The sequence below is a fragment of the Methanosarcina sp. MSH10X1 genome, from assembly GCF_004099695.1.
GTDB lineage: Archaea > Halobacteriota > Methanosarcinia > Methanosarcinales > Methanosarcinaceae > Methanosarcina.
The window spans coordinates 169520-192577 of the sequence record NZ_SCHL01000001.1 but is presented as its reverse complement, the minus strand read 5'-3'; the positions used below and the strand labels follow the sequence as shown (position 1 = coordinate 192577).

The following is a 23058-nucleotide window of genomic DNA, read 5'->3' as shown; positions in this document are numbered from 1 at the left end:
GAGGGGTTCACTTGAGCGAACTTGAGGCTGTCCGCAAAGAAATTGAAGAAATTGATAGGGAAATTCTTGCCCTTATTGATAGAAGAGTAAACCTGGCTGAAAGGGTACTTGAATCAAAAAGAATAAATGGGACTTCGATAAATGACCACAGGCAAAATGAGGTTGTAATCACCAGAGCTTTAAATGCCGCAACCGAACTCAATCTTGATCCGGGATCTATAAAGGCTATTTTTGAGATTCTTATCAGGATGAGTATTGAACGCCAGAACGAATTGAGCGGCAAGGGAAGCCTGCCCTGACTGCCAAGGAGAAAGAAAAATGGTTGATATCTCAATAATCATGGGTTCCGAATCCGACAGGTCTATTGCCAACCGTGCGGTATCCGTGCTGGAAAAGAGCAAATACACATATGAAGTAATGGTTATTTCCGCTCACAGGAACCCTGACGAACTTGACAGCTACATCTCAAGCACAGATGCAAAGGTCTTTATAACGATTGCCGGTTTATCGGCAGCCCTTCCAGGAGTAGTAGCTTCCAAGACAAAAAAACCTGTAATAGGAGTCCCTGTAAGCGCGAAACTTGGCGGACTTGATGCCCTGCTTTCCATTGCCCAGATGCCTCCAGGAGTGCCTGTAGGAAGCGTAGGTATCGATAATGGGGCAAACGGTGCACACCTTGCCCTGAGAATTCTGGATTTGATAGATACAGCTAAGTCTTAATAATCCTGTTAAAAACCTTCGTTTCAAGCTTAAAACATATAATTATCACATCCCACGGGCTTTGCCCTTAATCTTTTTTTAATTGTTTCATTTATTCGCTCTTCGGTTAACCCTGCCCTGTTTACTTACCCCGGTACACCTTCAGTTATTCAGATAGTTCGTCTTATTCAGATTATCCCCTGTTTAGAAATCATTATTTCTTTTCAGGCAGAGCTATTTTAATAAACAGAATAAAACCAGGTTTTGAGAACCAAAATAAAACAAGGCCACGATGTGGAAAAGAATAGTACTTAAAAACAATGTTGGGAAACAATGCTGAAAACAATGATTCAAAAACCAGTTTTAACAATGGAAATCTCATGGAATAATGTTGAGTATAGGGCATCTGAGTGTTGGGAGTGTGGGGAGTTGGGGGGTAAAAGTGTTGGCTGAGGTTTACAACAGAAAAAGATTTTTCTCAGATGCCCCACTCACAAATATGTAGTATATTATATAAAAATAGGGATATACTGCTATTCAGTACCAGTTTTCCGCAGTACTTCTTTTTAGTGATAAAGCTCTTTAAATTAAACGCGATTAATAAATCCGGATTCAAACCTGAGAGACCGTATGGAAAAGAAACAAAGAATAAAATAAAAATAAAGATTAAAGACTTCTAATCTTCAATTTTTATCAACAAGCTTTGCTTCCAGAATCTTTAAGGAGCCAGTGTCTCCCTCCCATTCAATCTCACTTTTTACAATCTCAATGCGTTTTTTAAAGAAAGGAGCGTCAAGTACGACTGTCTCGTATTCTCCGCCTTCCCCTGCCATGTGAACCATGTACCGTTTGTTCAGGGCTTTGAGATGTTCGATAGAGTTTACGTTTATAGGGCGTCCAAGCCAGGATTTGTCAAGACCGTCGGCTGCGACCCTGACAATCCGGATATCGAGCACTTTTGACATTTCGGTTAGCAATTCCTCAGGATCCCTGTGCCAGAGAGGGGTATAGACCTTAAGCCCCAGGGAGTCGCAGATCTTTTTCACTCTACCTGCCTGGTACTGGGATTCGATCGCGCCTACGGATACCCCATCCACATCCACTTTCCTGAGGGCAAGGGTCAGGTCATCCAGTTCAAGCTCCTTTATCCCGCTGGACTCCTGCTGAACCAGTGGGATTTCACAGGCGGCAGAAATAAGTTCTACCATATGGAGGTTGATGGAATGGTACATGTAAGAATCGTCCCTTGCAGGAATTATATTAATCAGGTGGGTGACTTCATGCCCTTCCTGGAGGGCTTTATATATGGCAAAAATCGAGTCCTTGCCACCGGAAACCAGTGCTGCGAGTTTCATCTGCATCCCTTTTTTGTTTTGATATCTTTTTCGTACGTCGGGGAGTTATAATGCGTGGATCATTATAATATTTTATATACTTTTTGACTTTTAATCATTCTATTTTCGGTATTCGCAATTTCAGCACTCTTTCTCAAGCCTTCCGAAACTGGCTTCGTAACGGATTTTCATTTCCTCCCAGGTGGGAAGCCCCGTCTGGCAGCCCCGCGTCTGTACGGCAAAAGAGGCCACGGTCGACCCTATTTTTCCGCATACCGGAAGCGGGCACCCTCTGGTGAGAGCCAGCAGGAAACCCGCCCTGTAAGCGTCTCCTGCTCCCGTGGGATCTACAGCTCTGACAGGAATCACAGGAATTATGAATTCTTCTTTGCCTGCATAGATTCTGCTACCCTCGGCATCATATGTCACCACGATTATGTTAACCATGGTCTTGAGTTCAGAGAAGTCTTTCCCGGTCATCTCCGAGACCCGCTTGATTTCGTGCCGGTTCGCAAAAAGAATATCAGTATGGGCAAGTATGAGCTCAAGGTCCTCTTTTGAGTACGTTATAAGATCCTGTCCGGGATCAAAGGATACGAAGCCGGCAATTTGTGCGAGCTTCGCATTATAGACCGAATCTGCGGTTGCAAGATGGACAAAATCAACAGGTTCGGGTTCTAATTCTTTGAATTTTGAGGAGGCTCCCCAGTAAAAATAAGTTGTCTGGTTGCTTTCCCTGTCCGTAAAAACAAATGCCTTGGAAATTTTCTGGTCCTCAAGCCTGTAGAGACGGGAAAGGTCAACATTAGCTTCTGTAAGAAGTTTTTCGTATCCTGAACTTGCAAAATCCATGCCTACAGGGGAAATTAGCTGGCTCTTCCCGCCAAGCTTCGCAATTGCAACCGCAATATTGGCAGCTCCTCCGCCAGGATACTCTTCGTAGTCAATAACAGGGGACGATTCGTTTTTTCCTGCGATATTTTCAACATCTACGATGTAATCAAGGGCAGTATGCCCTACGATGGAAATTACTCTGTCCATGTAGTGTCCTCTTTCTTCGTGGGCTATGAAAAAGCCCGGGGTCTTTGTGCTGGATATGACTAAAAGTCAAGCCTGCCGGAAAGATAAAACTTGTTTTTTACTGGCTTCTATTAAATGGAAAAGTACGATCTCCTAGGTCTCTTCTCAGCCGTACGCCTTTTCAAACAAGTCACGAACAAAAACCAGAGGTATAACTAGCCGCAGCGCAATATCTTTTTCCATTCCTGACAGGTTCGGGAAAAAATGCTTATTTACCTGTTTTGCTCTTCTGCTGCTGTTCGCCCTTCTCGGCTGACCTTTCGAATTCGGTCACTTCAACAACTGTCAACGGAATATCCCTGAGGGATTTTCCTATAACGGATTTTGCGATCCTTTCGGCGTGTTCGGCAGACTCGGCGTCAAAAACCTTCATCTCAAAAATAAGGCCCACAAGAGCGGTGTTTGCTGCTATGAAAACACTGCTGAAAGGCTCACCGCACGCCGGGCAGGATGTAGTTCCCACGTCAACCTCTACAAAATCCAGTTTAGGGTTCAGGCGCTTTCCAGCCTCAGAAATTGCGACCCCTATAGCGTCATCAGCTGTCTTTACATCTCTAACCAACCAAGCTGCTTCAAGTACTACATGAAAGTTCTTCATTATTGTCCACCATAATTATTCAGTTATATGCATTTCTCAAGAAGATTTCCCGATAGGGAAAAGTTATTTACAGGATCTAAAGAATAGAATAAAGTATATAAAATTGTTTCTGCTTCGGATAGAATAGTATTCTATTTACTTTTATAAGGTTTTTCAGTCAAGTTTTTAATTTTTAGTTCTTTAGCTTTAATCCTTCCAGTTGAGGTCTTAATGCCTCCTAAATGGCATCATAGTTCAGGCATATCATAGTTCAGGCATATCATAGTTCAGGCATATCGGAGTTCAGGCATATCGGAGTTCAGGCATATCGGAGTTCAGGCATTTTTGACTTTTTTCCTGCTTACGTTTATTTCCTTCTTTATATAGTAAATAAAGTCTCGTCATCAACCGCAAAAACCCCGAGTTTTGCTCCCGCATCAAGCCAGGCATGACCATAGCTGAAAGAAGCCAGGGCATTTACAGGGTCTTTATTCTCCAGAAAGTACACCCCATCTTTATAATAGGCTTCTGCCATCGTATAATAATCCTTTGCAACGGCATACATATGGGATTCCGGGATAGGGGCATATCTGGCTTTCTGGAGGGCTCTTTTTAACATATCTTCATATCTTTTGACTTTTTCGTCCAGATCGGCAGGCATTCTGATCACCTGAGATTTTTTGCATATTTTTTCCTTTTTATTCCACATCTTTCATAAATCCTATTGGGCCTCCTGCGAGTTTCACAAGCGCTTCAGCCTCAAGAAAGTGCAGCTTTCCGGGGATTACAAGGATGTGGAGAGGTTTTCCAAAATCGAAATCCTTTAAGTTCTCTGCATAGTCCGCTTTTACGACCGGGCTTTCCGAGCCTGCCCTGGCTATTCCTACTGCAGCAGCTCCGCGCATGATCCCTTCTCCCCTCTTTTCTTCAACCCCCAGGAGAAGCTCAAGTGCGGTATTTACAGTCATATAACCTTTCTCCTTGTCTATATCCAGGAAGACCAGGGTGTGCAGCCCAAGTTCCGAGTTTTGCTTTATAATATCGTAGGGAGTTTCCGAGATTACTTTCGTACCTCTCCTGCTTTCATAGGGGTGAGGAATGCTTGCGGACTTCCCGAAACGATAGTTCTGAAGTCCGGTTAGCCCTGAAACGGCGGAGGCGATAGAAGCTCCGTGAATGAGGCGGGTTTCGATTCCGAGCTTCTCGGCTCTCAGGCGCAAATCGACATGGGTTGTAGAAATCATTGTATCTCCGCCAGTCAGGAAACAAAGCTTCCTGTCCCCTGCGTAATTGAGCCAAACAGGATTCTGCTCGACATCTTCTCTTGAAAGCAAAATGACTTTTTTACCATAAAGCTTCTCCATTTTTTCAAGAGTCGTACCCATAAGACAGGATGTATAGAATTCCACATAAACCAGGTCAGCTTCCCTGACAGCCTCAAGTCCTTTCAAAGAAATGTCATACTCGTCAAAAAGACCCAGACCTATAAATGTAAGCATATCCCGCTTTAGGAGCCCTCCTGGTTTAAAGCTTTTTGTTCGGGTAGATCCGGGCGATAAAAAGTCTTCATTTTCCGGGTTTACGGGTACGGTTAACTTATTTATATCTATAAATTAATACTACAATGGATTTGCTTGCATAATTACAGTTTTTAGAGGGGTTTTATCATGGTTAAAGTCACACTTATTCATGCCAGCTGGTGTACGGCCTGTCCGTCAGCTCGTAGACTCTGGAAAGATTTGAGATCCGAGTACAACTTTGAATACGAGGAAATAGATGTGGAAACTCCGGAGGGCCAGGCGCTGATTGATAAATACGGCATAGTTGGGGTTCCTACGACTATTATTGAAGGGGAGGTAGCTTTTACAGGCCTTCCGAAAAAAGCCGATGCTATTGCCCGTATAAGCTGAATTAAAACTGAAATATGAATTTTCTTAAACTTTTTTCTGATTCCGGAGGGAAATATGTACGACCTGATCATTATTGGAGGAGGGCCTGCAGGGCTTGCAGCCGGTATCTATGCCGTACGTTTCGGACATAATACTCTGATCCTTGAAAGAAGCGAAATTAGCGGCCAGATTGCATTTGCGGATGTAGTAGAAAATTACCCTGGCTTTCCAGCAATATCCGGGGTTGAGCTAATGGAAAAATTTAAAAGCCATGCTCTGGAGGTTGGGGTAGAAACGAAGATAACCGAAGTGCTTCGTATTCATGACGAAGGGGAAAAGAAAATAATCTCCACGGACAGCGGAGATCTTGAATCGAAAGCTGTTATAATCGCTACTGGCGCAAATCCTGAGCATCTGAACGTACCCGGAGAAAAAGAGTTTCTCAGTAAAGGAGTTTCTTATTGCGCCATCTGTGACGGGCCTTTTTTCAGAAACAAAACCATTGTAGTAGTAGGAGGCGGCAATTCAGCAGTGGCGGATGCAATTCTCCTATCAAAAATTGCTCGAAAAGTTTACCTTATCCACAGACGAGACAAACTAAGAGCTGCAAAAATTCTTCAGGAAAGAGCTTTTGCAATCCCGAGTATTGAATTCATACTCAATGCCCAGATTCTCGAAATTATAGGAAGCAGAGGAGAAATTCGAAGAGTCGAAAAAGTAATCTATGAGAATTTAAAAAACGGAGAAAAACACGAATTGGATACGGACGGCGTTTTTATCTACGTAGGTATTCATCCGAACACTGAGATTATTGATGTGGAAAAGGATGAGAGAGGTTTCATCAAAACGAACAGTTTCCTTGAAACTTCGAAGAAAGGAGTTTTTGCTGCGGGAGACTGCCGTGACACTCCAATATGGCAGCTTGTGGCAGCTGTTAGAGATGGGGCGCTCGCAGCTACTTCTGCAAGTGTATATATTGATAGTCTCAAAAAAGAGGCCACATAAAGAATACTTTGAATCAGGGTCTTCAGGCTGAAAATCTTCTGGCTGGAACTGTATTATAGTTTATCCATAGTAAATTTTAAAAGACGGGACAGTAAACCTGTTCTGCCCCTTGTTTTCTTTTTTTCAAGCTTCTGTTTTTTTCGGGCTTATTCCAGCATCTGGTTGATTTTATTATAGAAATCTATGATCAGCCTTGTTGCTTCGCTGTCCATATTGAGCTGAAAAGTCCGGATTTGCTTTCCCAGCGGTTTTTCTATAACGATGCCTGATGCGATCAACGGGGTAATAACCCTTGACACGCTGGAGTGAGACAGGCCGGTTTCTTCAGCTATCCCCGAAAGGTATGTTGATTCGTTCTGGTGTTCGATCAGGTTCTTGAGTACTGTCATTTGTGCGGTTTTTCCGAAGATTTTTTCCATTGGATCCATTGTTATCATCTCAGAGGTGGCTGTTCTCCGTAAGTGATTCTTATTTCCAATATTAACTTGCTATTTACGGTTATAAACTTATCTGCTTATTGGTTAAGCCGGCGATACATAAAAATTCTTCTAAATATTTGGATAACTCTGCTCTCTTCATACTATGTTAAGTTTATATTACCGTATATTACAAAAAATTTGAGAAATGTTTAATACCTAAGAAAATGTATACTGTATGGTGATGGAGGGTGATGGATAATAAAAATCTTGATCATGAAATTTTGAAATTGATTGAAGCGCAGCCTGAAATATCTGAAGGAGATATTGCCTCTACTCTTTCAGTTCCGGAGGAACTGGTAAAAATCCGTATTGCAAATTTTAAGGATACAAGGCAGAAAATCCTGATTATGGGCGAAGGGAGCAGTACTCCCAATATTAAGGTTACGCTTGAAGCTGAAAATTATAACGTTGTCAAAGTTCCCGGTGGCTTTTCAGCACTTGAAGCCGTGAAAACTGAGACGCCTGACCTTGTCCTGCTGGATACCGGACTTGCGGATATTGATGGCTTTAAAATATGCAAGCAACTTAGAAGCAGTTCAAGGTACTGGTGGATCCCGGTGATGGTGCTCAGTGAAAGAGGCGGGGTGAAAAATAGGGTTAGGGCTTTTGAGTCGGGAGTTGATGACTACGTTACTACGCCTCTTAACCCTGTAGAACTGAGAGCCAGGGTGGGAATGGTCTTAAGGCGTGCTCATATTTAACTCAAAAGCCAGTAGCTTATAGCATAAAAAACTCCATTCTAAAACAGGGCATTATAAATTGAAAAACGGCTCTGAAAAGCGAGATCTTTTTAGGGCACCCCTTTGAAAATTTTTTATCCCATCAGGCGTATCAGAAACGTACCATAAATATTTTCGAGCGCTTTTATTAAATTTTTTACTAAAAGCCTTTACTAAACAACCTGTTAAAGGTATTTGCCTGTGGTTTAAAAGCTTCTTAAATGTATTAATTAATTCATCTGGTCTGACGGAACCTCCGGCAGAATCGTACCTGTTATTCTTATAGAGATCTTTGGAATCCTCTTTAATGAGATTAAAAGCTGCAAAAAGAGAAACCCAGTTCTAATTTAAGCCCCAGGGCCTAAGTAGGTCTTCATAACTTGGAGAGGTCATAGGTTCTCAATGTGATTAGATAGGAATCAGGCTTCTGACATGCCGTGAGAGGAGGAAGCCTCAGCTTTTGCAAAGATTGAACTTACAGGATTTTTCTATTTTTATTCTATATGTCAAATTTTTCCGGGTCAGGGCAAAATTATGGGTTAAATAGGGGAAGGGGGAAAGAATTTGAGACAAAAATAAATATATTTTTATCAGTTTGAATAATACTTTGGAAGAGTATAGTATAAAGTTGTTTTACTTTATCTAATTCTGTCCACAATTTAAAGACCTTATTTTTAAAATAATAAAGTATAGGATTATTTCAAAATCCTTAAAAAAGAGCAAAACATAGTTTCCATGTGTAACCGTAAATATGTCCTCAAAACGTAAATCGTAGTGTGAGACTGTAAATATATCCTTATTTTTAGTACGGAACTAAAGTACAAAATTGATTTAACGCTCTGAAGGCATATATTATTACTGCTAGAGTGAATGTGGTAAACGGTGGAAAACGTAATCGAAAAAAGGTGTGGTTGAGTGATGACTTCGAATGAGTGGTACAATAAAGGTGTTGCACTTCATGAGCTCAGAAGATTTACAGAAGCTCTGGATGCATACAATAAAGCTCTGGAGATAAGCCCTGACAATGCAAAAATCCTGTTTAGTAAAGGGATGGTTTTAAAAAGTCTTTATAGATATGATGAAGCCCTCGATTCCCTTGACATGTCCCTTCAGATCAATCCTTCGGATGCGAAGACCTGGTACTCCAAAGCCGAACTGCTTATGGGCCTGATGCAGTATAGAGAAGCTCTGGATGCTTACTACAGGGCTATATACCTCGCTCCTGAGGATCCTGAAGTCTGGTATCGGCGGGGAATGGCTCTGAGGGAAATGAAGGCATATGAAGACGCTATGGATGATTTTGAAAAGGCTATCCGTTTATATGAGAAAAATTTTGATATGGGCTCCATGAGCGCAAGCGAATGGTGTAAGAAAGGTATGGGGCTTTGCAATATAAAGAGTTATGAGGAGGCCATTAGCGCGTTTAACAGGGCTCTTGAGTTAAATCCCGCGAACGGGAAAGCCCTTTATAACAAGGGCGTAGCTCTGCGCTGGCTTGGAAAGCATGATGAGGCAAGACTTTATACCGAAAAAGCCGTGGAGGTGTTTGACAGCAAGATAAAAACGAATCCCGAGAATGCCCGGTTCTGGTATAATAAGGGAATTGCTCTGAGAGACCTAGAGAAATACAAAGAGGCACTTCAGGCTTTTGAGAGAGCTATCGATATTAATCCAAGTTTCACAAAAGCCTGGATTGGTAAGGGTATTGTCTACGACAGGATTAAGAAACACCAGAAAGCAATGGAAGCCTATGAAAGGGCAGTCGATATAAATCCGATATATTCCGATCTTCTTTGAGTAGCCATACTTCAGGTTTTCCGTAAATGTCAAAGACCCAGAGCCAGAAAAAGCCGTTAGTCGAAAATCCTTTCAGGGGTTTCCAGACTGGCGGCCAAAAGTTTTCTTTTCTCCGAGGTTTTCTTTTTCTGCAAACTATTGTGCTGCGACCGTTGACCCGAAACCGTTGCGCCGGTTTATCACGCCGTTGCCTGGGGATTTTCGCTCAAGCCTTTTTGTGAAAGGCTTGCGTTTCGCCGGTCGATCACGCTCCTGTTACACCGGTCTAGATAAATCAGAGTTTTTGATAAAACTTTTTTTGAAAAAGTTTTCGCTCAAGCCTTTTCTGTTACACCGGTCTAGATAAATCAGAGTTTTTGATAAAACTTTTTTTGAAAAAGTTTTCGCTCAAGCCTTTTTTGAAAAGGCTTGTGATCAAATGCTTTTTGAAAAAATTTGCGGTTACGCCTGTTTAAAGTCCGGATATCTCAAGCAAATCCGAAAATTTGTTGAGCCTGAAATCAAAGCATTGATCCATTCCTTCTCCGGGTCTCCAGTCTCCGTAGGAGGCATATGCGGTTTTCAGTCCGAGTTTCCGGGCAGGTGCCATATCTCTCTTGATGCTGTCCCCTACTACCAGGGTTTCTCCGGGCTTTATCCCGAGAACCTCAAGCGCAAAAAGGAAATGTGCAGGGTCTGGCTTTTTTGTTCCTGTCATATCCGCGGCTACGACAAGATCAAAATATTCTATAAGCCCGACTCTCGTGAGCCTTGCCAGTGCATGATACCTGTCGGCATCCGTTATAATAACAAGCTTTAAACCCAGCTCCTTAAGCTTATCAAGCGTATCCGCTACAGCTGGATAAAGTTCAAGGTTTTGAAGTTTTTCTCTTTCGTATATTTCACAGCACTCACTGTAACCCTGAGCTGTAAAAATATTTCTCTCCTTCATGTAGTCTCGAATATTTTCGTAGTCTTCAAAACCGTAAGACCCTCTCAGGAAATACTCGAAAAGCTCCGTAGGCTCTCTGGCAATATCCTCTTTTTCTTTCCCAATACGTGAGATAACTTCCCTGCAAGCTTTGAGTTTTGCCGCTACGAAGTCAAAAAGGGTATTATCCATATCAAAAAGCACGGCTTTCAGGGCTACGGGATAGATCTTTTCCATATTTTTACCAGGTTCTTTCCTTCTCTTTCCATTCTCTTCCATTCTTTCGGGCCTGCCTGCTTTCTGAACTTTGTAGATATTGTTTTTTCTCGCTCTTTTGTCCTTTCCTGAACTTTTCGCAGGGTTTTTTGGGGAGAGGCTATAAAAGCCATAAAGGACAGATGTATAAATCATAGCGAACAACAGATTTAAGTAAATACCGAGCGCGGGTAATTAAGAATCCGCAGGATCTACTATAAAAGGCAGAATAGGAAATTTTGATATGAGTTCCGACGAAACAAAAGATAAAACCTTCACAGAAGAAGGCGGGGAAGAAAAACCTGGAGAAGAGACGGTTTCCGAAGACATGTATGTGCTGAGTGATTCGGGGGATATGGGTAAGCAGGAAGTCAGTAATGAGGTCCTTGCAGCCGAACTTAACGAATGCGGACTTGACTTTCTCAGGCTTGGCAAGCTTAATGAGGCAATTGTATCTTTTGATAAGGCGATCGACAAGGATCCTAATAACATCTACCTTTTGAATAATAAAGCTGCAGTCCTTGAGACTCTTGGAAGATACGAAGAGGCTCTTGAACTCTATAACAGAGCTATCAAGATCAATCCCGAAGATCCGGACCTCTGGAACAATATGGCTTTTTCCTTCTCACAGGCTGGAAAGCACAAAGAGGCTGTTAAGGCCTATGAGAAAGCTCTTGAGCTCAGACCCGATTATCCCAATGCATGGTATGGAAAGGCTCTGAACCTGAGTCAGGCTGGAGATTACGAGGAGGCTAACGAAGCCTATGAAAAAGTTCTTGAGGAAAATCCCGATTACAAAGAAGCCTGGGCAGGAAAAGGCATAGCCCTCGGGCAAATGGGTAATTATGATGAAGCAATTCTTGCTTACGATAAAGCGCTCGAACTTGATCCTAACTTTCTCGAGGCGTGGTACTACAAAGGCGTGGACCTGGATAGCCTTGGGAGTTACAGGCAGGCGTTAAAAGCCTATGAAAAAGCTGTGGAACTGGATCCTGAAAACGACGACGCCTGGAACAATATGGGAATAGATCTCGAAAATCTCGAAAAATATGACGAGGCAATTAAAGCCTTTGACAAAGCAATTGAAATTAATCCCGAAAATGCCGATGTCTGGTACAATAAGGGTTTCACCCTCAGCCAGATACAGAGATTCGAGGAGGCTGTAGAAACATACAGGAAAGCCACACAGCTTGATCCTGAGTACTTTGAAGCCTATTCCAGCCTGGGTTTCGTGCTTGCCCAGCTCAAACGCTTTGAGGAAGCTCTGGAAATCTATGAAAAGGCGCTCAAGCTTAACCCGGAGGCTGCTGACTCATGGTTCGGAAAAGCTGTCTGTCTGAGTTTCCTCGGGCGGGAAGAAGAGGCTGAAGAAGCATACATAAAAGCTGTGGAAATTGATCCCAGATATGCCGAGGTCGGGGGAGATATCCAGTAATCGAACATCAGGTCAAGCAGTCACTTTTTATTTATTACCATATTTTTTACTTAACATTCTTCCTAACTTTTATTTTTTCAGGTCAAGCGCCTGAAGGAGATTTAGCGTGAAAATACGAATACTGTCGCAGGAAAAAAGATCGTATTCCATTTGCCAGAAGACGGTTGTTTTCAATAGCAAATTTACACTATACAGTAAATTGAGAATCGTTAATGGCAAAAATAATCCTTAATATATACCTAAAAAGTAAAAAAATGTTTTTAAAATTTGTTCTTTTAATAGAAAGTTTTTAACAAGCTTATCCTTATTCTATAATGCTATGCCCGAAGTAAACCTTACTCTTCCCGAACTACTACAGTTCCTTCCATAGAAGGATGGATCGAACAATTGTAGTTATAGGTTCCCGCGTCTGTAAATAGGAATTCAAAGGATTGACCAGGTGCTATTATGCCTGAGTTGAAGGTCGGCCCTGTCGCGGAATGGTCAACTGAATCCCGATTTGTCCATCTCACAGTATCCCCTGCCGAGATTTCGACTGACTGCGGGTTAAAGGCGGAGTCCTCAATGGTAACTTCGACAATTTCACCTTCATCTAAAGGTTGAGGCGTTACAGCCGAAACCGGAGTTACAGGCGTTTCAACTGGAGTTACTTCTTCACCCACTTCGCCTTCATCAGCCGTATCCGCGCATCCTATCGCCAGGAATGCACCAAGTAAAACTATGAAAACCATAAATCCTTTTCTCATTTTCTACCCCCGTAAAAATAAGGTACTATATAATTAATAGTTAGATTTTATAATTATTCCTACCAAATCCTAAACACAGATTCTTTTGCAGCTTAATCTGGTAATATAGCTCTTAAAATCTGGTAATATAACTCTTTAAAGACAGGAACTTAACTAGACTCAAGAAATTTGCCCTTACTACTTCCCTTTTCCTCGTAAGCAGGAAATAAAATACCAGGAATATCGCGTTTCAAACGAACTTATGGATGTATAAAATATCTTTTGTAGAGTTACAGGCATGCCCAGTATCTCGAATACATAAGAGTTTGTTCCAATTGAATACATAAGAGTTTGTTCCAATTGAATACATAAGAGTTTGTTCCAATTGAATACATAAGATTTTGTTCCCCATAGAAAACAGTTCAGCTGGCTAAGAGCATTCTAATTATTTCTAAAAAAGTGAAGCCATTTTTTAAAGACCTCTCTTAAGCTAAATTTCCTGGCAATCCTGATATATCTTCCAGGGCAGATTACTCTGATATTAAACCAGGTACTTTGTCTTCCAGTTGCATAAATAAAATGCCGCAGCTACGCTTATTATATTTAAAGTTTATGTCAGAGGATCCTGCCGTAAAAGTTTGTATTATGGGCAGAATCCTGATCACTGCTGCTTTCCATAATAGCTCAGCCTGATTCAGAGCTACGGGATTACCTGTCCATATGGTATTAATTAAATCTCTTCAGCTGTCGCCGGTACTGGGAGTTACTCTAATCACTCCGCCGCTCTCGTCTTCAGTGCCTGTAACGTCTCTAGCTGGAGTTTCTTCCGCCTGTGCACCTCCAGGAGTTACATCTTCCGCTCCTTCAGCCGGAGTTACATCTTCCATATCTTCAGCCCCTTCTTCTGCCGGAACCCCTTCTTCAGCCGGAGTAACTTCCACAACAGGAGTTACTGCTACAACCGGAGTCACTTCTACTTCTTCTTCAACTGGAGTTACAGCCTCAACTACAGTTACAGCCTCAACCTCAGTTACAACCGTAGCTGGAGTGCCTTCTTCCGCTGGAGTTATATCCTCCACATCTTCAGCTGGAGTTCCCGCTTCCGGAGCCTCTCCCTCCTGACCAGCGCATCCGATTGCGAGGAAAACGCCCAATAATACTATCAACATGACAAGTACTTTTCTCATATCCTCCCTCCACTTAATTCTTGTGTTTTATAATAGATGCTCTATAATTGAAATCAAGGTTTTATAACAATTACTGCTAGATTCTGAACATAATTCTTTTTAAGGCTCTAATTAAGCTCTAAATCAGGTTTTAAGATTTTTTAGAGGATATATATTTAATTAATCAATTTATTTCTTTTTGAATTCCTGTCCTTAGCATTAGTTACCAGAGAATTATCGAAAAAAGAGTAAGAAAGGATGTTTAATTTATTAAGCTCAAAAAAGTCTTAGTTCGTCAGAAAGATCCATTATAAAAACAGTTAAATTATAAAAACAGTTAATATTATGTTCACAACCCGGGAATTTTAAAAAATATATATTTTCTAAAAGATTGTTTTAACTGACTTTCTGATAAAAATCAATTTCAGGATGACTAATACCTAAAACTTTATTGGCACTTTATATTGTTGTGTTGACTTTAAACTATATATTTTACCGGAGATGCAATTGCATCTCCTTCCGGTAAACTTTGCTTCCATTCTTTTATCTAACCTTTGTCTGCTCTTTGGGTTAAGCTCAGAGATTATTTCTATTAGTTTTCAATTTATAGTAAATGCAAAGTAAGGCGAAAAGCCTGAGTTTTAAGCTACTGTTTTTACAAGTCAGCCTGATCTAGAATTATTGTGATCTAAAACTTATTAACAAGATTGGGCTACTCTGCTTACACTCTTTCTCGATATATTTAACGCCTTGACTCGAGGTTCCCGGATCACTTTGCCCTGATTTCTTTCTATATAGAGTTGCTTCTTTGTCTCTACCAGATATTAGTCATTTGGAGTAACCCTGATTACTCCCGTCTCCTCCTCATTTATATCTTCATCTGCTGGAGTTACTGCTAGAACTGGAGTTTCGGCTATAACTGGAGTTACTTCTACTTCTGGCGTTACTGCTACAACTGGAGTTACTTCTACTTCTGGAGTTACTTCTACAACTGGAGTCTCAGCTATAACTGGAGTTACTTCCACAACTGCTTCAGCTGGAGTCTCGGCTATAACCGGAACCACTTCTTCAACTGGAGTTACAGCTTCAACTGGAGTCACTGCCACTGCTGGAGTTACAGCTTCAACTGGAGTTACAACTTCAACTGTAGTTACAGCTTCGACTGGTGTCACTAATTCAATTACTTCTTCTTCTTCGTCAACTACTTCTTCTTCAACTGGAGTTCCTGCTTCTGGAGCCTCTCCCTCCTCACCGGCGCATCCTATTGCAAGGAATACCCCGAACAATACTATCAACATGATGAGTGCTTTTCTCATACCTTCCCCCCACTTAATCTATGTGTTATTATAACAGCTGCTTTATAATTGTTATTGAGGTTTTATAATTATTACTGCTAGATTCTGAACATAATTCTTTTTAAAACTCTAATTAACTCGAAATCAGATTTTCAGGTTTCTTAGAGGGAATATGCTAAACCAGTCTATCTTTTTGTTTTTAAAACTCCCGTTATTTTCCAGTTAAAAAGAGGCTATCAAGAATGAAGTAAAGAAGGATATTTTTATCAGGATTTGAGATACTACAATTTTTGAGAAAAGATAAGAATATGAAAACAAAGATAATATATTCACAGTCTGGAAGCTTTAAGAAACTTGGATTTTACTAAAAAACTAGTATGTCTTTCTGGTAAAATCAGCTCCAGGATAACTGAACCTGAAAATTTGACTATTAGACTATTATTTTGTTCTGTAGTGTCGACTTTGAACATGATGCATTTTACCGGAAAAGATTATTGCATCTGCTGATTTATTTCTTTCCCGGTAACTTGCTTATATTCTTCTATCTATCCTTTATCTGCATTTTGAACTAAACTCCGGGACTATCACTATAACATATAAGTTGTCAGGTATAGTGAAAAGTCTGAGTTTAAGCCACCATTTTTACAGGTCAGCGTTATCTAGAATTTATAGTTGTCCCTAACTTTCTAACAAGACTGGATTACTCTATTTACAATCGTCCAGATAAATTTACTCGCCCAGGCTTGGAGTTACTCTAATCACTCCACCTTCATCCTGATCTCCCGCGGCTGTCTCTTCCTCCTGAACTATCTGCTCCTCCTCCTGTGTACCTCCTTCTGGAGTTTCATCAATTATTTCTTCTTCTTCTTCACCAGGGACTACTCCTTCTTCTCCTCCAACCGGGGATCTTTCTTCCTGTCCTGGTACTATCCCTTCACCTTGATCTCCTTCCTCAACTGGAGTTACAGCTTCAACTGGAGTCTCAGCTACAACTGGAGTTACATCCTCTACTTCTTCAACTGGAGTTACATCCTCTACTTCTTCAACTGGAGTTACATCCTCTACTTCTTCAACTGGAGTTACTGCTTCCGGAGCCTCACCCTCCTCACCGGCGCACCCTATTGCAAGGAATACGCCCAATAATACTATCAACATGACAAGTACTTTTCTCATAATTTCCCCCACTTAATTCGTGTGTTTTTAGTAGATGCTCTATAATTGAAATCAAGGTTTTATAACGATTACTGCTAGATTCTGAACATAAATTCTTCTTAAATCACGAAAATCCTGTATAATTCCGGAGATTTCTTCTTACCGTAGTCCCTGAATAGGTTCATTCTAAATATACTTAATTTTGAGATCTTTAAACTGAAAATCTTTATTTTTTGCTCTATTTCCTTAAGTTATAATACTGGGAATTCCAATATTCTAATGACTTTTAAATGACTTTTCGGGGGGAAGTCATGAAGATCAAATCCGTTAATCCTTACACTGAAGAGGTAAACTGGACATATGACTCGTTTTCTTTCGGGGAGTGTGAGACCAAGATTGAAAAATCCAGGGCTACTTTTTCCGGATGGAGTTCATTATCTGCTGAGGAAAGGACAAGATATTTTTCAAGGGCCGGGGAGGTCCTTAGGCAAAATATCGAGGTTTATGCCGAAATTATTACGAAAGAGATGGGAAAACCCATCAGGCAGTCAAGAGGCGAGATTGAGAAATGTGCCTGGCTCTGTGACTATTATGCGAAAAACGCGGCAGAATTCCTGAAAGACGAAATTGTGGATACAGAGGCTGAGAAAAGCTACGTAACCTTTGAGCCTCTTGGGGTGATTTTCGGGATTATGCCCTGGAATTTCCCTTTCTGGCAGGTCTTCAGGTTTGCAGTACCTGCAATGTGCGCAGGAAATGTGTGCGTGATCAAGCACGCCTCAAATGTCCCGAGATCGGCGCTGGAAATAGAAAAAGTCTTTCTTGAGGCCGGATTTCCTGAAAACGTTTTCAGCACACTGTTAATCGACTCTAAAACTGCCATGGAAATTATTGAAGAAGAAATGGTAGATGGAGTTTCGTTTACCGGCAGTGTAGGCGCAGGCTCGGAGATAGGGGAACTTGCCGGGGGGCTGATCAAGCCTTTAGTGCTGGAACTCGGAGGCTCGGATCCCTTCATAGTGCTTGATGACGCTGATATTGAGAGAGCTGCGCAGGTAGCTGTTAAGTCCCGATTTCTCAATACAGGGCAGAGCTGTATTGCTGCCAAACGCTTTATTGTCACAGAAGACGTTGTTGTGGATTTTATCGAGGCATTTGAGCTTGAAATGCAGGAACTGAAGATCGGGGACCCCATGGATGAGGAAACTGATATCGGACCGATTGCAAAGAAAGAATTTATCGATAGTCTTGAAAGAGTTTTGAAAGACGCAAAAAAGAAAGGTGCCGAGCCCCACGTCTACGGAGAAGAGCATAATAAGGGTTTCTTTTTCAGGCCGACCCTTGTCCCTGCAGCCAGTACTGACATGAAGGTCTGCAATGTAGAGGTTTTCGGCCCCATTGCCCCTGTGATAACAGCAAAGGATGAAGATGAAGCCGTTGAAATTGCAAATTCCACAGAGTACGGGCTCGGAGCCGAGATATGGTCCAGAGATCTTGAAAGAGCCGAAAGACTGGCAAAAAGAATAAAATCCGGTTTTGTGGCTATCAACGGAATGGTCAAATCCGACCCGAGGCTTCCTTTTGGCGGGGTAAAGAAATCCGGAGTGGGGCGAGAACTTTCCCACTATGGGCTCAAAGAATTTGTAAATATAAAGACAGTTGTGGTCAACAGGTGAGGTTCATGGATTGAGATAGATTGAAACCTATATTGAGAAAAGCTGATCCAGAGCTCTTTAAGAGAATTTATTTATGTCTGGAAGTCTACCTTCTAAGCCTTGAAGTCTGCTCACGGCTGAAAGGCAAACTTAATTTAAGCTCAACAAACAACTTAATCAAGGTAGATAAGCAAATCTGAGTTAAGCTAAGTTCAATTCGGAGATGCCAGATATCTATATTGGGGTTTTTTTATGAAAGCTTCGGATCTTTTCGTTGCCCAGCTTAAAGAGGAAGGTGTTGAATATATCTTCGGACTGCCAGGTGAAGAAAACCTTGACCTGCTTGAGTCCCTGAGGACTTCCGGAATCAAACTTATCATAACAAGGCACGAACAGGCTGCAGCATTTATGGCTGCAACATATGGAAGGCTGACAGGAAAGCCTGGGGTATGCTTTTCAACGCTTGGGCCCGGGGCCACCAATCTCGTTACAGGCATTGCCCAGGCACAGCTTATAGGAGCTCCTCTTATTTCCATATCCGGACAGAAAGCTCTGGCTGATAACTGGCAGGCACGCTTCCAGCTTGTAAATGTTATCAGGATGATGGAACCTCTCTGCAAACACGCTGTATCCGTTACCGATCCAGGTATGATCCCCACAGTGATCCGCAATGCCTTCAAACACGCGGAAGCCGAAAGGCCGGGAGCTGTACATATTGAGCTTCCTGAAGACGTGGCTGAGGAGGAGACTGAGGCTATGGTGCAGAAACGAAGTGAAATTAAAATTCCGTACCCTGATTCCGGGGCTGTGGAAAAAGCTGCGTCCATGATCTGTGAGGCTAAGAATCCCCTGATCATAGTTTCTTCAGGCGCAAACCGAAAAGCTATAACCAGAGAGCTTGAGGACTTTGTCAGGAAGACAGGCATCTATCTTGTGCATACCCAGATGGGAAAAGGCGTTGTTCCGGATGACTGTGCTTACAGCCTCTTTGCTACAGGAATTCATGCCAGGGACTATGTTAACTGTGGAATTGACGGGGCTGATATTATTATTACTATTGGGTACGATGTAGTGGAGTATCCTCCCTATCTCTGGAATATGGCACTGGATAAGCAGATTATAAATATCGATTTCGTTGAGTCCGTACCTGACAGGTATTTTAACCCCACAGTAGAAATAATAGGAGATATCGCTTCTTCGATCAGGGGGCTTGCGGCATGTATTCCGGGAAAACGGGAATTTCCGAATTTTGAAAACACCAGGCGTTTCATTGAAGAGAAAATAAATACTGTAGCCAGAAAGAGTTACCCTCCTCTCCCGCATGCGGTAGTCCAGAACGTCAGGAAGGTTCTCGGAAGGGAAGATATAATCACGCTGGATAACGGGATTTACAAACTCTGGTTTGCTCGCCTTTATAAGGCGTATGCACCCAATACCGTACTCCTCGACAATGCGCTTGCCACTATGGGAGCAGGTCTTCCTTCGGGGATTGTCGCGAAACTTCTTCACCCTGAACGTCGTGTGCTTGCAATCTGCGGGGATGGAGGTTTTATGATGAACTGCCAGGAACTCGAAACTGCAGTCCGCTATGATATCCCTGTTGTTATTCTTATCCTCAATGACAATGGTTTCGGTTTCATTAAATGGAAACAGAAAAAAATGCGTTTTGAGGATTTCGGACTGGACTATGGAAATCCTGATTTTTCTCGCTTTGCCGAAAGCTTCGGAGCTGCGGGTTTCAGGGTCAGGGAAGATGATGATCTTGCAGAAGTTCTTGAGATGGCTTTTGACCTGAAAAGGGTGGCAGTTATTGAATGCCCGGTTGATTATTCCGTAAACTATGAGACTTTTTCGGTAGAACTGGGAAAACTTGCGTGTAAGTTTTGACGAATATATAAATTCTGTCCGGAAAACCGGGTTTGCAGGTTAAATCCATTCAGGCTCTCCACTATTGAAATCAAGCCATGAAGAAAATAATTATGAGAAGGAAATGAGGCAGGATATCCTGTTCACTCATTTGACGTTTTAGGAAGAATTTTTTGTAACCGCTCTGGCAAAGTCTGGAAAAGCCCTGTTTGAAAAACGTTCAGAGAATGAAGAAAGATTTGCAGCTGTATTGCTCTGAATATCACTGATGGAAGCCTTCACGGTTTTACCTGCCATTCCATGCTTCCTGCAACTGGAGGTCTTGACGGCTCTTTGACCGCTCCACAAACCCCCTGATCAACACCGGGGACGGTGCATCCCTGGCGCTTCGGGCAGATGTGCCTGCCCTGTCTCGGGAAAAGAAAAGAATTTCCTGGGTCCAGCAGCACTTGCAAAACTATACAGGTTCCATGCCAGCCCCGTGAGGCCGATAATAAGTCGAGCTCAGGCTTGCCACAGCAAATCCGGCTGGCAGGGCTGTGAGTTTCATGCCAACCGCAAAACTGTTCTGTCCGAAAGGCGTTCCACCTGTTGAAGGCATTGGGAAAGCCAGGAGGCAGATTAAAAAGTCTGGAATTAAACCTGAGCAAAAATTCTGAAACCTTTCAAATGAGATTTTCTGAGGTGGACCTATTACTCTGAATAGTCGGGTCGAAAGGGATTCCCTTGGGGAAATGGAGGTGCCCGTTGGTGCTTATTATGGTGTCCAGACCCAGCGGGCTCTCTGTAATTTCCCTGTGAGCGGGCACAGGGCGAGACCGGAGTTTATCAAAGCGTATATTCTGGTGAAAAAGGCAGCAGCGCTTACCAATTTGAAACTCGGGGCACTTGACCGGGAGAGAGGAAATGCCATTGTATCGGCAGCTGATGAAGTACTTTCCGGGCTTGCTGGGCGGTACTCGGACCAGTTTCCTGTGGATGTTTTCCAGGCAGGGGCAGGCACTTCTTTTAACATGAACGTTAACGAGGTACTTGCGAACCGCGCTCTTGAAATCCTGGGCCGAGACCGGGGAGATTACGGCTTCCTGAGCCCTAATGATCACGTAAATAAAGCGCAGTCAACAAATGATACCTTTCCGACCGCTTCCTGCATAGCTGTGATTTTCGCGGCTGACAGGCTTCTCGATGTGCTTGCCTCTCTCTCGGAAGCTTTTCGGGCAAAAGCCCTGGAGTTTTCGGGGATCCCAAAATCAGGCAGGACACACCTCATGGATGCCCTGCCTGTAACCCTTGGCGATGAATTCGGGGCTTATGCTGCCGCGCTGGTAAGGGCATCGCGCAGGATAGAAGAGCGAAGAAACAATCTCCTTGAGCTTCCTTTAGGAGGGACTGCAACCGGGACAGGGGCGAATACCGCTCCGGGGTACAGAGAGCTTGTAATTTCGAAACTTTCCGGACTCTGTGAATTGCCTCTTCGAAAGGCAAGCAATAGTTTCGAGATCTTGCAGAGCCGGTCCCAGTTTGCAGCCTTTTCGGGAGCTCTTCGGGAACTCGCGCTTGAACTTATTAGGATAGCCAATGACCTGAGACTCCTTAACGCCGGCCCGACCTCTGGAATTTCCGAAATCGAACTTCCGGCTGTGCAGCCTGGCTCGTCCATGATGCCGGGAAAATATAACCCTGTAATGGCCGAATGCCTGGACATGATAGGGTTCCAGATCATAGGCAACGACACCACAGTGGCGCTTGCAGCCCAGGCAGGGCAGCTTGAGCTAAATGTTATGACCCCTGTTATAACTTCCAATATTCTTATGTCCGTTTCATTGCTCACAAACTATCTGCCGATTTTCCAGAATCGCTGCGTGGAAGGGATTAGAGCGCACGAAGATAGTTGCAGAGCCTACCTTGAGCTGAATCCTATCCTTGTAACCTTCCTTGTCCCAAGGCTCGGGTACCTTAAGGCCGCTGAGATCGCAAAAGAAGTACTGGATAAGAGAATTCCCGTAAAGGAAGTCCTGGTAATGAGAGGACTTTTAAGCAAGGAAGAAGCTGATGAACTGTTCAAAATTGAAAATCTGTTATAATTCTCCCGACTCAGGAAAGTGCGAAATGTGATTAAAATGTAAAATGTGATTAAAGTGTAAAATGTGATTAAAGTGTAAAATGAGATCAAAGGGTAAAATGGGATTAAAATAGTAAAATGGGATTAAAATAGTAAAATGGGATTAAAATAGTAAAATGGGATTAAAATAGTAAAATGAGATCAAAGGGTAAAATGTGATTAAAAGTGTTAAATGATATTAAAAGCTTTTAAATTAACAAAATAAACTCAGGAAGTACGGTCAGGAAAATTGACACCAGAGGTTTCTGCCACGTTAATTAGGGCTGACTATGGATCTTCAAATAGATATTTCAGTCATACCGTGCCGGTGCTTTTTAATTTGAGTTTCAGGCTTTTATTTTCTAAATTTCAATCTCTTTTAAGATTGTGTTTCAATGCCTGATAAATTGATTTCTCAAAACCACGGGTTAACCCCAGGTTAATTTAAGTGCAGGTTAAGGTAATCTGTATAATTTGAATAAGGGATTTAAGGCATCCTCAGTTAAGGTAACCTTTTCTTTCAAGCCATTCGATCTGGGGCCTTGTATATTTCCAGGTAACGTCGGCTTTGGAATCCTGAATTTCCCAGGGGTTTGCTATGACTATATCGCCTTCGCGGATCCACATTTTCTTGTTCTTGGAACCCGGAATCCTGCCCATTCGGACGACCCCGTCCATACACTGTAACGTAACTCTTTTTGAACCAAGTAAACTTGATACGGTTGCCAGGACTTCATTTCTGTCCTTACGAGGAGTGCGTACCCTTGTTATTTCCGGGGTGTCTCCTGCGCCTACAGGTTTATTTGATCCTACTTTTCTCTTTCTTATGGTGCTTCTGTAATTAGCCAAATTATTCCTCCAATACTTGTTTCTTACTTTGATAGTTCCGATCTCAAATGGTTTTTTCCTGTTTTCTCTC

The 23058-nt window shown here is 42.4% G+C and carries 24 protein-coding genes; 10 read left to right on the top strand and 14 right to left on the bottom strand.

Annotated elements, in window-relative coordinates; genetic code table 11:
- Positions 1 to 11: 11 nt before the first annotated feature.
- Together EQO05_RS00760 and EQO05_RS00755 are read left to right on the top strand one after the other, a co-directional pair.
- The gene (locus tag EQO05_RS00760) at positions 12 to 299 is read left to right on the top strand and encodes a chorismate mutase (RefSeq protein ID WP_128502820.1); all 288 of its coding nucleotides are present in this window, start codon (positions 12 to 14) and stop codon (positions 297 to 299) included.
- Positions 300 to 318: 19 nt separating this feature from the next.
- Positions 319 to 720, top strand: a complete 402-nt coding sequence (locus tag EQO05_RS00755) for an AIR carboxylase family protein (protein ID WP_128502818.1) — start codon at positions 319 to 321, stop codon at positions 718 to 720.
- 662 nt (positions 721 to 1382) lie between these two features.
- Here EQO05_RS00755 and EQO05_RS00750 read toward each other — a convergent pair.
- The 5 genes from EQO05_RS00750 to dph5 form a co-directional block, all read right to left on the bottom strand.
- On the bottom strand, positions 1383 to 2054 hold the full coding sequence (locus EQO05_RS00750) for a diphthine--ammonia ligase (protein WP_128502816.1): 672 nt from the start codon (positions 2052 to 2054) through the stop codon (positions 1383 to 1385).
- A 120-nt stretch (positions 2055 to 2174) separates the two neighbouring features.
- The gene (locus tag EQO05_RS00745; RefSeq protein WP_128502815.1) at positions 2175 to 3074 is read right to left on the bottom strand and encodes a carbohydrate kinase family protein; all 900 of its coding nucleotides are present in this window, start codon (positions 3072 to 3074) and stop codon (positions 2175 to 2177) included.
- A gap of 247 nt (positions 3075 to 3321) precedes the next feature.
- Complete coding sequence (locus EQO05_RS00740) at positions 3322 to 3711, bottom strand: DUF555 domain-containing protein (RefSeq protein ID WP_128502813.1); 390 nt, start codon at positions 3709 to 3711, stop codon at positions 3322 to 3324.
- A gap of 358 nt (positions 3712 to 4069) precedes the next feature.
- Positions 4070 to 4351, bottom strand: a complete 282-nt coding sequence (locus EQO05_RS00735) for a DUF357 domain-containing protein (protein WP_128502811.1) — start codon at positions 4349 to 4351, stop codon at positions 4070 to 4072.
- 37 nt (positions 4352 to 4388) lie between these two features.
- Positions 4389 to 5189, bottom strand: a complete 801-nt coding sequence (dph5, locus tag EQO05_RS00730) for a diphthine synthase (protein ID WP_128502810.1) — start codon at positions 5187 to 5189, stop codon at positions 4389 to 4391.
- 168 nt (positions 5190 to 5357) lie between these two features.
- On the opposite strand from dph5, the gene EQO05_RS00725 reads away from it, so the two are divergent.
- Positions 5358 to 5600 carry a thioredoxin family protein gene (locus EQO05_RS00725; protein WP_128502808.1) on the top strand — a complete coding sequence of 81 codons (243 nt, stop codon included), beginning with the start codon at positions 5358 to 5360 and terminating at the stop codon, positions 5598 to 5600.
- Between the two features lie 54 nt (positions 5601 to 5654).
- Positions 5655 to 6584 (top strand): thioredoxin-disulfide reductase, encoded by a 930-nt coding sequence (gene trxB / locus EQO05_RS00720; protein ID WP_128502806.1) that lies wholly within the window; start codon positions 5655 to 5657, stop codon positions 6582 to 6584.
- 146 nt (positions 6585 to 6730) lie between these two features.
- Here trxB and EQO05_RS00715 read toward each other — a convergent pair whose 3' ends face one another.
- Entirely contained in the window at positions 6731 to 7012 is a 282-nt protein-coding gene (locus tag EQO05_RS00715) for a helix-turn-helix domain-containing protein (RefSeq protein WP_128503134.1), read from the bottom strand.
- A 242-nt stretch (positions 7013 to 7254) separates the two neighbouring features.
- On the opposite strand from EQO05_RS00715, the gene EQO05_RS00710 reads away from it, so the two are divergent.
- Positions 7255 to 7764: a response regulator transcription factor gene (locus EQO05_RS00710; RefSeq protein WP_128502804.1), complete on the top strand. Its 510-nt coding sequence runs from the start codon at positions 7255 to 7257 to the stop codon at positions 7762 to 7764.
- A 936-nt stretch (positions 7765 to 8700) separates the two neighbouring features.
- Positions 8701 to 9579: a tetratricopeptide repeat protein gene (locus EQO05_RS00705; RefSeq protein WP_128502802.1), complete on the top strand. Its 879-nt coding sequence runs from the start codon at positions 8701 to 8703 to the stop codon at positions 9577 to 9579.
- 451 nt (positions 9580 to 10030) lie between these two features.
- Here the strand turns inward: EQO05_RS00705 and EQO05_RS00700 are convergent, their stop codons facing one another.
- Positions 10031 to 10900, bottom strand: a complete 870-nt coding sequence (locus EQO05_RS00700; protein ID WP_240664248.1) for an HAD family hydrolase — start codon at positions 10898 to 10900, stop codon at positions 10031 to 10033.
- An 88-nt stretch (positions 10901 to 10988) separates the two neighbouring features.
- Here EQO05_RS00700 and EQO05_RS00695 point away from each other — a divergent pair, with 88 nt between their 5' ends.
- Positions 10989 to 12179 (top strand): tetratricopeptide repeat protein, encoded by a 1191-nt coding sequence (locus EQO05_RS00695; protein ID WP_128502800.1) that lies wholly within the window; start codon positions 10989 to 10991, stop codon positions 12177 to 12179.
- A 335-nt stretch (positions 12180 to 12514) separates the two neighbouring features.
- On the opposite strand, the gene EQO05_RS00690 is transcribed toward EQO05_RS00695, so the two are convergent.
- From EQO05_RS00690 to EQO05_RS00675, 4 genes are all read right to left on the bottom strand, one after another.
- Positions 12515 to 12925 (bottom strand): cupredoxin family copper-binding protein, encoded by a 411-nt coding sequence (locus tag EQO05_RS00690; protein WP_128502798.1) that lies wholly within the window; start codon positions 12923 to 12925, stop codon positions 12515 to 12517.
- 719 nt (positions 12926 to 13644) lie between these two features.
- Positions 13645 to 14091: a hypothetical protein gene (locus EQO05_RS00685; RefSeq protein WP_128502797.1), complete on the bottom strand. Its 447-nt coding sequence runs from the start codon at positions 14089 to 14091 to the stop codon at positions 13645 to 13647.
- 803 nt (positions 14092 to 14894) lie between these two features.
- Entirely contained in the window at positions 14895 to 15386 is a 492-nt protein-coding gene (locus EQO05_RS00680; RefSeq protein ID WP_128502795.1) for a hypothetical protein, read from the bottom strand.
- A 708-nt stretch (positions 15387 to 16094) separates the two neighbouring features.
- Complete coding sequence (locus tag EQO05_RS00675; RefSeq protein ID WP_128502794.1) at positions 16095 to 16538, bottom strand: hypothetical protein; 444 nt, start codon at positions 16536 to 16538, stop codon at positions 16095 to 16097.
- A gap of 290 nt (positions 16539 to 16828) precedes the next feature.
- Here EQO05_RS00675 and EQO05_RS00670 point away from each other — a divergent pair, with 290 nt between their 5' ends.
- Both EQO05_RS00670 and EQO05_RS00665 read left to right on the top strand, forming a co-directional pair.
- Positions 16829 to 18193: an NAD-dependent succinate-semialdehyde dehydrogenase gene (locus EQO05_RS00670; RefSeq protein WP_128502792.1), complete on the top strand. Its 1365-nt coding sequence runs from the start codon at positions 16829 to 16831 to the stop codon at positions 18191 to 18193.
- Positions 18194 to 18424: 231 nt separating this feature from the next.
- A complete protein-coding gene (locus EQO05_RS00665; RefSeq protein WP_128502790.1) occupies positions 18425 to 20059 on the top strand; it encodes an acetolactate synthase large subunit in 1635 nt (544 codons plus the stop codon).
- Between the two features lie 257 nt (positions 20060 to 20316).
- On the opposite strand, the gene EQO05_RS15310 is transcribed toward EQO05_RS00665, so the two are convergent.
- Together EQO05_RS15310 and EQO05_RS15305 are read right to left on the bottom strand one after the other, a co-directional pair.
- A complete protein-coding gene (locus tag EQO05_RS15310) occupies positions 20317 to 20493 on the bottom strand; it encodes a hypothetical protein (RefSeq protein ID WP_164888427.1) in 177 nt (58 codons plus the stop codon).
- A gap of 2 nt (positions 20494 to 20495) precedes the next feature.
- A complete protein-coding gene (locus tag EQO05_RS15305; protein WP_164888426.1) occupies positions 20496 to 20639 on the bottom strand; it encodes a hypothetical protein in 144 nt (47 codons plus the stop codon).
- A 91-nt stretch (positions 20640 to 20730) separates the two neighbouring features.
- Between EQO05_RS15305 and EQO05_RS00660 the strand changes: the two genes are divergently transcribed.
- Positions 20731 to 22122 (top strand): aspartate ammonia-lyase, encoded by a 1392-nt coding sequence (locus EQO05_RS00660; protein ID WP_370273514.1) that lies wholly within the window; start codon positions 20731 to 20733, stop codon positions 22120 to 22122.
- 515 nt (positions 22123 to 22637) lie between these two features.
- Here the strand turns inward: EQO05_RS00660 and eif1A are convergent.
- Complete coding sequence (eif1A, locus tag EQO05_RS00655) at positions 22638 to 22967, bottom strand: translation initiation factor eIF-1A (protein ID WP_128503130.1); 330 nt, start codon at positions 22965 to 22967, stop codon at positions 22638 to 22640.
- Between the last annotated feature and the right edge of the window lie 91 nt (positions 22968 to 23058).